16 protein-coding genes are annotated in these 13268 nt (G+C 54.1%); 10 read left to right on the forward strand and 6 right to left on the reverse strand.

Annotation, left to right across the window (positions count from 1 at the left end; translation table 11 throughout):
- Positions 1 to 196: 196 nt before the first annotated feature.
- Positions 197 to 1078, forward strand: a complete 882-nt coding sequence (locus M5M_RS02920; protein ID WP_015045974.1) for a cation diffusion facilitator family transporter — start codon at positions 197 to 199, stop codon at positions 1076 to 1078.
- Between the two features lie 32 nt (positions 1079 to 1110).
- Here the strand turns inward: M5M_RS02920 and M5M_RS21045 are convergent, their stop codons facing one another.
- The 3 genes from M5M_RS21045 to M5M_RS21095 all read right to left on the reverse strand — a co-directional run bounded on the left by M5M_RS21045 (position 1111) and on the right by M5M_RS21095 (position 2464).
- Positions 1111 to 1560 carry a putative metalloprotease CJM1_0395 family protein gene (locus M5M_RS21045; RefSeq protein ID WP_081640093.1) on the reverse strand — a complete coding sequence of 150 codons (450 nt, stop codon included), beginning with the start codon at positions 1558 to 1560 and terminating at the stop codon, positions 1111 to 1113.
- Positions 1561 to 1757: 197 nt separating this feature from the next.
- Complete coding sequence (locus tag M5M_RS21090; RefSeq protein ID WP_476712816.1) at positions 1758 to 1892, reverse strand: hypothetical protein; 135 nt, start codon at positions 1890 to 1892, stop codon at positions 1758 to 1760.
- Positions 1893 to 2230: 338 nt separating this feature from the next.
- Positions 2231 to 2464: a site-specific integrase gene (locus M5M_RS21095; RefSeq protein WP_244431053.1), complete on the reverse strand. Its 234-nt coding sequence runs from the start codon at positions 2462 to 2464 to the stop codon at positions 2231 to 2233.
- A 100-nt stretch (positions 2465 to 2564) separates the two neighbouring features.
- Between M5M_RS21095 and M5M_RS20590 the strand changes: the two genes are divergently transcribed.
- From M5M_RS20590 to M5M_RS20600, 3 genes are all read left to right on the forward strand, one after another.
- Complete coding sequence (locus M5M_RS20590; RefSeq protein WP_244431110.1) at positions 2565 to 2720, forward strand: hypothetical protein; 156 nt, start codon at positions 2565 to 2567, stop codon at positions 2718 to 2720.
- 27 nt (positions 2721 to 2747) lie between these two features.
- Complete coding sequence (locus M5M_RS20595) at positions 2748 to 3044, forward strand: hypothetical protein (RefSeq protein ID WP_024330255.1); 297 nt, start codon at positions 2748 to 2750, stop codon at positions 3042 to 3044.
- Between the two features lie 250 nt (positions 3045 to 3294).
- Complete coding sequence (locus M5M_RS20600; RefSeq protein WP_244431054.1) at positions 3295 to 3489, forward strand: hypothetical protein; 195 nt, start codon at positions 3295 to 3297, stop codon at positions 3487 to 3489.
- Positions 3490 to 3701: 212 nt separating this feature from the next.
- Here M5M_RS20600 and M5M_RS02935 read toward each other — a convergent pair whose 3' ends face one another.
- Positions 3702 to 4502, reverse strand: coding sequence for a SprT-like domain-containing protein (locus M5M_RS02935; RefSeq protein ID WP_015045975.1), 801 nt, complete (start codon positions 4500 to 4502; stop codon positions 3702 to 3704).
- Positions 4503 to 4733: 231 nt separating this feature from the next.
- On the opposite strand from M5M_RS02935, the gene M5M_RS02940 reads away from it, so the two are divergent.
- Complete coding sequence (locus M5M_RS02940; protein WP_015045976.1) at positions 4734 to 7829, forward strand: Tn3 family transposase; 3096 nt, start codon at positions 4734 to 4736, stop codon at positions 7827 to 7829.
- Here the strand turns inward: M5M_RS02940 and M5M_RS19815 are convergent.
- Entirely contained in the window at positions 7798 to 8034 is a 237-nt protein-coding gene (locus tag M5M_RS19815; RefSeq protein WP_015045977.1) for a helix-turn-helix domain-containing protein, read from the reverse strand. The two genes, M5M_RS02940 and M5M_RS19815, sit on opposite strands and share 32 nt — an antisense overlap.
- A 129-nt stretch (positions 8035 to 8163) precedes the next feature.
- Between M5M_RS19815 and M5M_RS02945 the strand changes: the two genes are divergently transcribed.
- Together M5M_RS02945 and M5M_RS02950 are read left to right on the forward strand one after the other, a co-directional pair.
- On the forward strand, positions 8164 to 8688 hold the full coding sequence (locus tag M5M_RS02945) for a hypothetical protein (protein WP_015045978.1): 525 nt from the start codon (positions 8164 to 8166) through the stop codon (positions 8686 to 8688).
- Positions 8685 to 10049, forward strand: a complete 1365-nt coding sequence (locus M5M_RS02950) for a DEAD/DEAH box helicase (RefSeq protein WP_015045979.1) — start codon at positions 8685 to 8687, stop codon at positions 10047 to 10049. The genes M5M_RS02945 and M5M_RS02950 overlap by 4 nt, the downstream gene beginning before the upstream one ends.
- Positions 10050 to 10187: 138 nt before the next feature.
- Here M5M_RS02950 and M5M_RS02955 read toward each other — a convergent pair whose 3' ends face one another.
- Positions 10188 to 10820 (reverse strand): HAD family hydrolase, encoded by a 633-nt coding sequence (locus M5M_RS02955; protein ID WP_042455342.1) that lies wholly within the window; start codon positions 10818 to 10820, stop codon positions 10188 to 10190.
- A 253-nt stretch (positions 10821 to 11073) separates the two neighbouring features.
- Between M5M_RS02955 and M5M_RS02960 the strand changes: the two genes are divergently transcribed.
- The 3 genes from M5M_RS02960 to M5M_RS02970 are packed head-to-tail and all read left to right on the forward strand — an operon-like array spanning position 11074 to position 13195.
- Complete coding sequence (locus tag M5M_RS02960; RefSeq protein WP_015045981.1) at positions 11074 to 11811, forward strand: tyrosine-type recombinase/integrase; 738 nt, start codon at positions 11074 to 11076, stop codon at positions 11809 to 11811.
- A 47-nt stretch (positions 11812 to 11858) separates the two neighbouring features.
- Complete coding sequence (locus tag M5M_RS02965) at positions 11859 to 12161, forward strand: hypothetical protein (protein WP_015045982.1); 303 nt, start codon at positions 11859 to 11861, stop codon at positions 12159 to 12161.
- A complete protein-coding gene (locus M5M_RS02970; protein WP_015045983.1) occupies positions 12158 to 13195 on the forward strand; it encodes an endonuclease/exonuclease/phosphatase family protein in 1038 nt (345 codons plus the stop codon). Before M5M_RS02965 ends, M5M_RS02970 begins: the two co-directional genes overlap by 4 nt.
- Positions 13196 to 13268 lie beyond the last annotated feature (73 nt).

The raw sequence follows: 13268 nt of genomic DNA on the forward strand, positions 1-13268 counted from the left end.
GAAGACGACCAGGTTGATGCGGTGACAACTATCATCCGTAAAGCTGGAAAAATCGGCGATAACATATCCGGTTGGGTCTACGTCAGCCCCATTGAGCAGGCGCTACCTATAGACGGTCATTAACCCTCCCGGTGTTGTGCGCGCCGGCTGCGTCCTTACCAGCGCCACAGCACTGGAATCGCCTGGTGGAAGAGCCATGCATAATCACGATCACACCAACAGTTCAAAACGTATTGGCTGGGCCTTTTTCCTCAACCTGTGTTTTACGGTCATTGAATTTATTGGGGGCTGGCTGACAAGTAGCACCGCCATCATGGCGGACGCAGTCCACGATCTTGGAGACAGCCTATCTATAGGTCTTGCCTGGGTGCTGAGCAAGGTCAGCGAGAAGGGCTCGAATAATGATTTTACTTACGGATACCGCCGCCTGTCGTTATTAGGTGCGTTGGTCAATGGCTTGGTACTTATTGCCGGTTCAGTTTGGGTCTTGTCAGAGGCTATCCCAAAACTGTTGCAACCTGAAATGCCCCTCGTCGAAGGAATGCTGGGCTTGGCTATTCTGGGTGTCATAGTCAATGGATTTTCTGCCTATAAACTTAGCCATGGAAAAACACTTAACGAAAAAGTCTTGAACTGGCATTTATTGGAAGATGTACTGGGCTGGGTGGCTGTCCTGATTGTATCCATTGTGCTGCTCTTTGTAGATTGGCCTATTCTAGATCCAGCACTGTCTATCGTTTTTACCCTTTATATCGTGTTCAATGTAGGAAAGAACCTTTGGAGTACCACTCGATTATTTCTTCAGGCAACACCTGACAAAACGCTGTCGGAGTCACTTCATCGGAGCCTGTCCTCGCTTGAGGATGTCCGCAGTGTTCATCACCTTCACCTGTGGTCACTGGATGGTGAGCACCATGTGCTTACCGCACACCTGGTATTGCAACGCGCATTAACCTTGGAGCAGCAACTTAGTTTGAAAAGGGCAATTGCCGATCGCCTCGGCGAGTTCGAACTCGCGCATACGACCATTGAATTCGAATTTGAGGAGGAAGCCTGTCGAGATGCAAGCGTTATCTGAAACCGCTGAATTTCGTTAGGAAACTCAAGTTGTCACACAAGTACATCGATGTGTCTACCCAATGGCTCAACCGAAGCGGAGTTAATCTCACCTTTTGCTTGTACTGCCATCATTATTGCTTGTAGAGAGGCGTTACGATCTTGCAGTGTGGGACCAGCGGGTGCCATAGACGCCATTCGTATTAGTTGGGCTTTTTTCAGCGTTGCTTGGGGATTATTGGGCTCAGCTGACGTATCAAACACGATATCACCTGAGACGACAAAAAGTTCTCCATCGAAAGGCCTATAGTGGTAATTGGGTGGTGAACTGTGCTGTGTCGTAACCGCGAGATGAGATTCGACATGACGCTGAATATGAGCCTGAGAAAGCTCTAATCGTTTGCGCTCGTTAGAGTTGCCTCCTGACCTAGTCTCTGTGTCGCGCGCTGAATTGTTGGATGAAGCGCTCAATGACGCTGTGGGTATAGACAAAACTGTTGTCATCGCCCCTCTCCACAAAAATCGGCAATAGCCTCAGTATATCGAAATCTTTAACGACTGGCTTATTTCCAATACTTTCTGCGTTATTCGATTTAAGATTAACTGGAGATTCCCATAGACAACATCATATTAGTCAGCGCAGAGCAAGTATGTTGAGCAGGTAAACCTAATTGCTTCTGCACATCGTTCAGCATGCTGCCTCAACACTCTGGTGACAATAGCGCGGCCATTTTTTCCATCAGGATGATCGCTGCATCGTCGGATAGTTGCTGGCCTTCCTCGATGTATTCCCACACTGTAGCGTCGCTCTTCCAACCACCTTGTTTCTTAATCAACTCAAAATCGACCTTCTCCCGTCCTGCCGACGTGGAGAGGCCTCGCCGAAAGTGTGGCGACTCAACTCAGGCACAAAATCAAACAAACAGGCCCGACCCAAGGTTTTAAGCAAGTCGTTGATGGCCCCAGGATTGAGTTGTTTGGTTTGCACCTGATCCCAGCAATTGACAGGCCGAAACACTGGGCCATTAACAATATCAGCCGTATCTATCCATTGCTTGATTGCCCTGGCTGGGCAACAGACCGGATTCCCTGCAAAGGGCAGGGCTCGCGCTAAGCCGCTCGCCTGCTGATCGGTCCTGGAACGGGGCAGGCTAATGATCAAGCCCTCCGGCTCTCACATGAGATCGCTGACTTGAATAGCAATCAGTTCACTGCGTCGAAAGGCCCCAAAAAAGCCGGTTAACAGCATCGCCATATCCCTATATTTCTTTTTACTGCCTGGCAAAAACCGGAGGCGATTCACCATCTGGGCAATGTGCTCCAGAAGCAGTGCCTTGGCTTTGCGTTTGGGCTGGCCATGGGTGCGCCGAATGCCTTCCATTGCCTTTCGAACCAAGGGATCTTTCACGGGGTAAACAATGCCCTGATAGTGGTGCCACTGGCACTGGCCGTTAGATGGAGATCAGGGTTCGAGAGTTGAGCGACTCGGCACCGGCAGCAAAATCACCATCGCGCCACAGCTTAAACGCTGGCGATCAGATAACGGAGAGGCGGTCGATATCGGCGGGCTACCGAACGACTTGATCGAAGTGGTAAAATCACTGCATGAGGGGGTACAACAAATAGCCGACCATCGTATCGAGCAGGCCCGTCAGGAATTTTAAGGTTTCAATCAAGAGCTACGAAAAGAGTTGACCGATACCAAAAACACTATCGTGCAGCTTACCGCTCGACAACAAGATCTTGAAAACCAGATTGAACGGAAAAACAAGAAAAAAGGTGAAGTAGAAAAGTCTCTGGAAGATGCGCGTATCAGCCTGGTTAAAGCCGAGTCCCAACGAGACGAAGCGATTGCGAGGACTACTGAACTGAAAGGAAGCGTTTCTGAACTCAAGCAGGAAAACAAGGATATTCGAGAACAATTTAATCACTATCAGCAGCGCACTTCGGAAGACCGTCAGCAGGAGCGCCTTCAGTTCCGTAGGTAACCCAAGGATTAAAAGAGCAGATCCAGGATCTACAACACCGGCTTACCCAGGCTGAGTCCAAAGCTTCCGAGTTACTTGATGGTAATGCACAGTTACTCAGCAGCGCCGGTAAACTTGAACAGGCCAATATAACGCTAAACAGGGAGCTCAATGGAAAGATAGAAGATGTCCAGGATCTGAAACGCGATTTTTAAGACGCCGTCAAGAAGTATCTCGATTTCCAGCAAAAAATGAAAAATTGGCGGAAAACGTGGCAGTGATGACCATTCAGAAAGCAGACGTGAGCAAGGAATTGGCTGTGTTATCTCAAGTATTGGAGACCACCAAAGCCGAACTAAAAGCCAGCCAGGACAAGATTGCATTTCTGACTGACGAGAATAAGGTAATACTTCAGGAAAAGGCGATGATACAAGGACAGTTTAAGCAACTACAGGGCTCGCTGTGATCGCGTTAGAGCCAATCTTGTCAAATTTGTCGGTTCTTCCACAGGCACCCATAGAGACTCCGTGGCCATTGACTGATAGAAACGAATTAACCTTGCTACATTACTTATATTTCTGGAGTCTATAGTATTTTGTGCTGGAAGCCTGACATTCACATCTAAGAGGAAATTGTCTTTAACCTAGATGTTGGCATCAAATGTCTATTCAGACATATTCAAATCACATCAAACGGTACTTGGCAACGCCCGCACACGATGTCCAGACCGGCTTTCCCCCAAACGTTGGCCTGGCAACCAGGACATTGGTATTTTGACTTGGTTTTGGGCGCTGGTTTAAGTTGAACTAGAGTGTCCTTCGGTAATATGTCCTGGTAACTGGAATAGAGGTACTGGGTTACGGCTTCGTCACTTAACGCCTCAGGATTGAAGTCCGACATTACAACCGCGGTTTCAGTTTTGATCCGCTCCAGATTGGTGTTAAGTGGCGAGCTCTCTACTGCTTGATGTGCAATTGCATAGGAATTGGGCAGCATGAAACGGTAAATCCAAGGGAAATTGAAACCATTGCTCTTAACCAATGCGTGGCAAGCTAGCAAAAATCGTCCACCCTCGATGGGATAGTCATTCATATGTTGGCCGGTAATCGCGCCACCTGGCAGCCCGGTATCGCTGGGTTGAAGGCCAACATCGATCATTTTGTAAGCCCACTCGGTATTGTGATAGCAACTGCGACTGGGCTTACCGTAGATGTACTGCCAACAATGCACCATCTCGTGGACCAGTGTCTGCAACACCTCAACAACGCGTGATCGCCCCATGTTGGCGGGATTAATCCCTATCTCATGACACCGGGTACCTTCTAATGAAGTCCATCGGTCAGGGGCGAAATAGCCCATCAATTCTTTTTGTCGCTGGACGGTAAACATGACAGGGGGGAGTTTTCCGTCAAACAGCGCGGTATTGAAATGGCCGTAGGCATCTAACAACGATTGATAGAGCGCATTAGTAGGGTTCATAGCGATATCGACGGGAGACACTAAGCGTAAATATACAGAATTCTAGGTACTATTTAATGTTTTCCACGTACAAACTTCCAATTTCGATCAATAAATAACCAAATTTTGTATCGTACGATACAAAAATAGGTTATTTATTGATCAGTTTGGTGGAGTGCCAGACGATGCGGGTCAACAGTTGACGATTTCTGGTACAAGACGAGCTTCAATAATCACAAAAAAGGAAGCTCCATGTCAACGCAACGTGCCATCTTACCTGCCGCCGACGCCCGCGATTTCGATGCAGTCCCCACATTGGGGGAGGCTGATCGTGCGGCGTTGTTTGATTTGCCACAGGCTGCGAAAGCGCACCTAAATTCGCTGAAAAAGCCAGTGAATCAATTAGTGTTTATCGCCAGCTATGGCTATTTCCGTGCCCGGGGGAAGTTTTTTGAGCCCGTTCAGTTTCGCCTGAAAGACCTACAATACATTGCACAGACCTACCATTTGCGGGGAGTTCTACGCAATCTCAGCAAACCCAAAATGAAAACCATGCTGTCATCATTCGGTGGCGCAACGGCAAGCCGATACCGCGCAAAGATCCTAGAACTCACCGGCTGGCGCCAGCCTACCTCCGCGGACTGGCTAACAGCACAGACGCATGCCAAGTGGCAGGCTCGGAAGCAATCCGGCCAGGACACGTTGTTCTGGTCCATGTTGTCATTTTTCGACCAGAATCACTGGGTGATCCCCAGCTACGGGCGACTCTGCGAACTAGTGGCGCAAAGCTATGGTGCCGTCGAGGACGGCCTACTGTCTGTTCTCGGTGAACATATCAATGATTCACAAGCAAACGCGCTCATGGCATTGCTCAATACCGATGAGGACGGCAATACGCCTTTGACGCTCGCTAAGTCGCTGGAACAGTCCGAGAAAACACGAAAGATTCAGGGCGCGGCCAAGCAATTGACTCACGCGCAAACCCTCTATGATGAGGTCAAGCCGGTGCTCGATCAGTTGAATTTGACAGAGCAAGCCACACACTACTATGCCCATTGGGTATTGAAGGCCCGCCCCGCGCAGGTCCGACAATTAAGCGACCGTCGTTTGGCGCACCTACACCTGATGGCGTTTACTAAATACCAATACTTTAAACGGGTAGATCACGCGATGGCGCTGATACTGAAGTCAATTCAGCGTGCCCGCAATACTGCCGCCAATAAAGCCCAAGAGTTACAGCTCAAGGGGCGAAGTGAAAGCCTGGCCGCTATTGGTGCTGTGCATCAGTCACAATCCCGGCTTGCTCAAGTGGCACAGGATCTGCTCGGTATCGCTGAAGACAGCCGATTATCCGATGCACAAAAGTTGCAGAGAATCCGGTCACAACTGATGGATATATTGCTGGAAACGGAAGCGGTGGCCGGCAAGTCTAAAGCCGTCGCACAATACTTGGAAGACAGCGAGGACACGGCAATGTTGTATGCCATGTTGGCAGAACAAGCGAAAGGCCTGCACCAGCGTATCGGTGGTTTGGTGCGGCGCCTGCGTTTCGATCCCGACACCGACGACGCGCCACTACTTAGTGCGCTACAAGCATACCAAGCAGGACGGCCGCTGCCGCTAGCCTTTCTGTCTAAGAAAGAGCGCGGGATAGTAGAGGTCGACGGAGCCGTTTGCCCGGATCGGTTATTTATGGTGCTGATGATCCGATTTTGGGAGGGCATTCGGGGGGGCACAATCAACCTTGAAGAGGGATTCAACTACTTGCATATCAACCGGTACTTGATTGACAAGGCCATCTGGCAGTCCGATCGATCGAGCCTGTTAGAGGCCGCGCAACTCACCCCGTGGGCCGACGGAGAGCACACATTAGGGAACCTGTCAGCCACGCTGTCCAAAGGCTATACGGATATTAACCAAAGCATTGCAGAGGGCAGCAATGGGTATTTAATCGCGCGGCCCGATGGCCGCTACCGGGTGAAGACACCACCGCTAGAGCGAGGGCCTACGGGCTATATCGGGCAACGATTGAAAGAGGAGGGCAAGGTCGCCGTACTGAAAATATTGAGGGACATGGAACACGCGCATCCCTTTTTACACTTGCTAAAACACCAAAGCGCACAGAAAAATACTGAATCCGATCCTCAGGTATTGTTTGCCGGTCTGATAGCGTTGGGCTGTAACATCGGCGTACCCGCCATGGCCGATATGTCCATTGGGATTAATGAGAACACGCTCAAAACGGCCGTCGATCAACGGTTTACCAATGAGAACCTACGCGCCATCAATCAGTATTTAGTGGACACGATTCAGGCACTGCCGTTAACCCGGCTGTACCGCGTGGAGAATAATCGCTTGTTTTCTGGCAGCGATGGCAAGAAAGTGACGGTCAGCGTTGACTCGGTATTGGCCAATTATGCCTACAAGTACTACGGCCAGAAGCGGGGTGTTGCAGTCTATAGCTTTGTGGATGAAGCGCAGCGCCTGTTTCACTCCACGGTAATCAGCGCGGCTGACCGAGAAGCGGCCTATGTACTCGACGGTTTAATGAATAACACGAGCGATATTCAGCGGATTCATGTGACTGATACCCACGGATTTACACACGCGTTGTTCGGCACAGCGTTTCTCGCCGGCATTGGCTTTGCGCCACGCATTAAACGGGTCGAGGAGCAGGTGCTGTCTTCTTTTTCCGCCAAGAAAACACTGCAGGGCCAAGGCTATCGGTTCTTACCCGGGCGGTTGGTCAAGCGACAGCACATCCTGGACCAGTGGGACACGATGTTGCGGCTGGTGGCAACCATCAAGCTCGGCTACTCATCAGGTTCGAAAATTTTTAACCGGTTGAATACGTACAGCCGCCATCATCCGTTGTACCGTGCGCTAACGGAATTCGGCCGGATTATCAAAACCCATCATATTCTGCAGTATTACCAGAACCTGGACCTGCGCCAGTCAATTCAGAAGCAACTCAATCTGGTGGAACTATCCAACAAATTCCACGATGCGGTGTTCTGGGCGCGAGGCAAAGTCTTTCATGTGGCGGAACAAGGAGAGCAGGAGCAGCAGACCCTGTGCCGGTCGATAATTCAAAATGCCATCTTGCTGTGGAACTATTTGACACTCTCAACCCAAGCGCTGGGTTTGGACGATCCTGATCTGAAGGCGGAGATGTTTGAACAGATTCGTGCCGGTTCGGTGTTGACCTGGGGGCACGTAAACTTCACGGGTGAATACGATTTCAGCAAAGGAAGGCGGGCGTTCACGCGTTTTCCGCTAAAGCGGATCGCCAAATTGGCGGTCCCGGAGGCGCCGGTCAAGCCGACGACGGATCTTGCGATGGGCTAGGAGGTAACAGGTCGGCGGGCGCACAGTGCAAGGCGCCCGCCAGGTTATAAAGCTTATCTATAGTGATGCTGACTAATCCGCGCTCAATGCGACTCATATAGCTGCGGTCAAGCCGCGCGAGGTGCGCCAGCTGCTCCTGCGATAAGCCCCGCTGCTTACGTAACCGACGGACGTGTTGTCCCAGTGCCACGGCAATATCGTGCATAACCAATCCCACAGAATGGTGGGTATTGTTATGGCGTTGAGGATTATGTGACCACGGACTATAATCCTCATTTTTAGCAGTCTCTCTCCTTGGTTCTCCATGTCTCTCCCTGATAAATCAGCCCTTTTGATGGCCTTGGTAGCGGCGCAGGGCGCATCGCCGTTTACGGTGACGGCGCTGCGCGATGCCCTGATCGAACAAGCCCCGGCATTAAGTGATGACCCGGCAAATTTGCGCCGCTGGATCAATACGCGTATTCGGGATTGGGTGCGGCGGGGCCTGGTCGTAGCGTCCGCAGGCTCACAGCGTAAACGACAATTCCAGGCGACTTCCGCGTTTGACCAACTGACCTCAGCAACACGTCAACCGGAAAGTAGCCCGCCAGCACCGAGTACGCAAAAGGCGCCCGGTACAACAGCCCCCAGTGGCGAACGGGATGAGAGTCTGGTACTGCTCAGTCGGGAACTGGAGCAATATCGTTTAAGAAGCCTGAGCCAACTGAGTGAGATTGAGGAATACAAGCGCGTGCGCGACCAGTTCCCAGCGCTGCAGTCCCAGGCAACGGCTCGCTTTCAGGCGACACTGGATGCGAACTACCGTTTGCTGGGCAAAGTCCGCGCGCTCGAGGCCTTACTGGCCGAATCGACCCAATGAGACATCTTCGCGCCTGGCAGGCAGAATGCGTCGCCCACGCCCAAGCACGTTTCCTGGCCGGTCAACGGCAGTTTTTGGCGGTCGCCACACCCGGCGCCGGCAAGACGGTGATGGCGGCTGAATTGGCGCGGCGATTGGTCGCCGAGGGCGACATTGACCTGGTGTACTGCTTTACGCCGTCCGTGGCCGTGGCCGCCGGCTTTAGCCAGACGTTGTCACGCCATACCGGTCGCTCCATGGCCGGCGTGGCCGGCGCATTGGGGCGAACTTTCACCTATCAGCAGCTGCCATTTCTGGGGGAAGATTGCTGGCAAGCGTTCCGTCACCACCGGGTGCTGGTGATTCTTGACGAGATTCACCATTGCGGTGGACAGGGGCCTGAGGGCAATCGGTGGGGGCAGCAGGTCATGGCGCAGATCCTGACCGGCGCGCGCTTCACCCTATCACTATCCGGGACCCCGTGGCGGTCCGATAAACGCCCTGTGACGTCGGCACATTATCACGACTCTCAGGTGGTGCCCGATTATGTCTACGATTTACGCCGGGCAATCGCGGAAGGGGTCTGCCGTGCACCACGCATCGTCGCCACCGACTGTGCGGATATTCAGGTTGAAAGTACCCGCGGCCCCACCCAGCATTTTGCAAGTTTTCGCGAGGCGTTTGCTGAATCGCCGTTGGCGTACCGTCAGTTATTGACCCACCCTGGGCTGACTCGGCACCTGCTGGGGCAGGCCGTGGACCGTTTGGCTGTGTTGCGGCGTCGTACCCCTGATGCGGGTGGACTGGTGGTGGCCACCTCTATCGCCCATGCCCGTCAGCTAATACGGTGTTTACGCGACGACCATGGCCAACGTGCCACCCTGGTCGCGAGTCATCAGCCCGATGCACAGGCGCGCCTGGCCATGTTTGCCCAGGGCGACAGCCCGTGGCTGGTGGCGGTGGGGATGGTGAGCGAAGGCACTGACATACCGCGGCTGCAGGTGTGCTGCCATCTGTCCGCAATCAAGACGGCACTGCATTTCCGGCAGGTCCTGGGGCGTATCATTCGGTGCCGGCAGGGGGCAGGGGAAATTGCAGACCTGTTTATCATCGCCGAGCCCACACTGGTGGGTTTTGCACAGGCGTTGGCGCAAACCGTGCCTGAACAAGAGATCTTGGTGCAGGCGCATTTTGAGTCAGTGACATCAGCAGGGCACCCATCACCACCGACCGTCTCAGCGGGTATTGACGTGGTCGAAGAAACGCTTCCGCCACTCGTGTCGTTGAGCGGGGAAGAGTCATCACGCCGCGTCAGCCTGACATTGGCCGATCGTTTTTTTCAAGAAATGGTCGCGCTGCAATCCGACCTCCAGCGTGCGTGAGAAGCGATCGCGCGTCCGACCCAATTTTTTGCCGCCAGTTGGTCAATAGGTAAGGCCACACGGATGGTTCTTAGAGCGCAGGACCGGGTGGTTGATGCCATCCCGAGCCGAGCCACCCATCAGGTGAGCGCTCTGGGATCAGTAGTCGTCTTGAAAAAGCTGGGTCAGGTGCTGCAGCCGTTCGCCCGGCACACCCGGCTGCTGCCGGTCAATGAGACGGACACCGAATCCCGCGCTACGCGGCCCGTCTACATCGGCGGCAGGCGTGTCGCCCACAAACAGTATGTCCGAAGGCGGACACTGCAGCACCTCACTGCAGGCGGCGTAAATAGCGGGCGCCGGTTTGATTGTTCCAACCGCAAAACTCCAGATCTCGTGTTGGATACCGGTTCTGATCAGCCGGTGCAGCGGCGCGCGGTAGGGATGGGCAGCATTGGAGCAAATAGCCACCGGTAGCTTCCGCCGACTGAGCCCGTCCAGTGTCGTCTCCACGTCTTCAAATACCGTGACCGCGGCCAAGTCGTTGTCCAGCGCGGCTGCCCAGGTTTCTATGAGGGGTGCCGGTACTCCCAGCGATCGCGCAAAGTCGTCGAAGGGCAGGTTCTGAGTCATGACCCAGACGGCGTCCATTGCGTTTGGCCGGCGCCCATGGGCAGCAAGCCAGCGCAACAGCGCGCGATAGGGTGCGCTGCGTTGCTCGGGGATGCGCAACAGGGTGCCGTACACATCGAACACAACGGCGCGGTAGCGGCCGAACAGGGGCTTGGACATGGTGATTTCCGATTCCGGGGCGCTCATTATGCCGATCGGGGCCAGTGAGGGCCATCGGCGTCTGTGTGCTCTAAATGCACCATTACCGCCTAGTTTGGAACAGCTCGTTTAAACTGCATTCTCCGGTGCGTTTTTTTGGTTTTTAGGCTAGTTTTTAGGCGCTTTGGCGCCTTAATCATCTTTTTAGCACGGCTGTACAGGGCGCCGCCGGCCGCCTAGAATAGGCCTCTTCTGCACCGAAGGACTGGCGCAAATGGGACAATATTCAATCAGTGACGGGGCATTTCCGGCCCCGCCCAAAAGCCTATTTACCAGCCGCGAATCGCCGGCCGTGCGCTTTCCCATCCAACGGGTCGAGATCGACTGGGCCCGCCTGCAAGCCAAACGCCCGCTCGTGCTCGACACCGTCCAGGCCATGCCCGCCTATTTGCTCTACCCGGAAGTGGTGGGGCTGCTGGCCCAGGCCGACAACCCGGCCCAGCGCCTGGTGCTGGACCTGATGTGGTCTACCGGCGCCCGGGTCTCGGAAGTACTGGCGTTAAAACCCACGAGCTTTGTGGACGACGGCTACGATTTCGGCGTGATCCTGCAGACCCTCAAACAGAAAAGCGGCCGGCCGTCGAAAAAAATGCTGGCGCGCTCGGCCAAGCGCTATGTGCCCATCCAGGACCGGGTGTTAAAAGACCGCATCCAGAGCTTTCTCTGGGCGGGCCATTTTAAAAAAACCGATCGGATTTTTCCGATGTGCCGCCAAACCGTAAACCGCTACATCCATAAGCTTGTCGACCGGGTGGGAGGAGGGGACGTGCCCTTTAATATTACCGCCCATACCTTCCGGCACAGCTTTGCCGTGCATCTGTTGCTGCACGGCCGGCCGCTCAAAGCCATCGGGCAACTCCTGGGGCATCGGTCCCTAAAAAGCACGGAGATTTACACGGAGGTGTTGTCGGTGGATGTGGGGCATTTTCTGGACGGGGTGGCGTTTCACTGATGGAGCGGCCCAACGCATGCTGAAAGGAAGACAACGGAGAATAAAGTATGGACACACGATTCAAAGTTTGGGGATGGGGTCTGATGTTGGGGGCAGTCATCCCGTGGGCGGCTGCAGCGCCCACTGACGCGGAGATCCGCGCACTACTGATTCAGGCATCGATCGCCGCCTACCCGGGCAACTGCCCCTGTCCGTATAACGTGGCACGCAATGGCAGTCGGTGCGGTAAGCGCAGCGCCTGGAACCGGGCCGGTGGCTATGCACCGTTGTGTTTCGACAGCGACATCACCGACACCCAGGTGGCGGAGTACCGCCAAAAACACGGTCTGGCCAAGGCGCGCGCACAATGAGCCGCGCGTTTCTACGACGGGTACTGCTGGGATGGTTGCTGGTGGTCCAGGGCGTCTGGGCCGATGTCATTACGCCGTCTGATCGCGTTACCACCGGTCTGAATGTCCGGGCGCTGGCCTCCGACACCGTGATCGCGGCTCTCGCGCCCGGCGAATCCGCCACCTACGTCGCCACCATCCCGCAATACTACGTGATCGAATTAGCTGATGGCCGACGGGGCAGGGTAGCCAAGGCCTGGGCCCGCTATGTGGAAGGGACCACCCAAAGCATCCTCAAGATCGCAAGCTTTAACATCCAGATATTTGGCATGACCAAGGCCGGTAAACCCGCGGTCATGGCGGAGCTTGCCGACATTGTCCGCCAATACGACGTGGTGGCCGTGCAGGAAATCAAAGACGCCAGCCAACAAGTACCGACATTGTTCCTGAATACCATCAACGCCGATGGCACCCACTACGCATTTTTACTGAGCGAGCGGGGCGGGCAACAACCGGATGACCAGGGCTCGCAAGAGCCGTATGCGTTTTTCTACAACACCGACACGGTCAAACCAGTCGATGCCGGGCAGCTGTTTGATGACGCAGCCGATGACCTGTTTCAGCGTGAACCGTTTATGGCGCGCTTTGCCAGTGTCCAGGGCGGATTAACGTTTGTCATGATTACGGTGCACACCAAGCCGGAAGAGGCAGTGCCCGAGATCAAAGCGTTACACAGGGTGGTACAAACGGCACAAGCGCACTACCTGGGTGAGGACGATTTTGTGGTGTTGGGCGACTTTAATGCGGGCTGTGACTATGCAAGTCCAGCTGAATTTGTGGGCCACGCCATTGCTAGTGAGTACCACTGGCTAATTCCGGACGATGCCGACACCAATGTGTCCACCAACAGCGCCTGCGCGTATGACCGCATCCTGATTACCGAAGGTATGGTGGGCGATTATACGGGGGAGTGGGGTGTCGGGACGGTATCCAGTAAAACCGTGTCGGACCATTTTCCGGTGTGGGCGGAGTTTAAGGTAGGGCACCACAATTAAATAGGTCAAATCCGGTATAGGGTCTGTTAACGACCCAAAGCGGACGTTGGTTGACCCCTTGAGAGAAGTGCAG

Origin of the sequence: Simiduia agarivorans SA1 = DSM 21679 (assembly GCF_000305785.2) — a bacterium.
GTDB lineage: Bacteria > Pseudomonadota > Gammaproteobacteria > Pseudomonadales > Cellvibrionaceae > Simiduia > Simiduia agarivorans.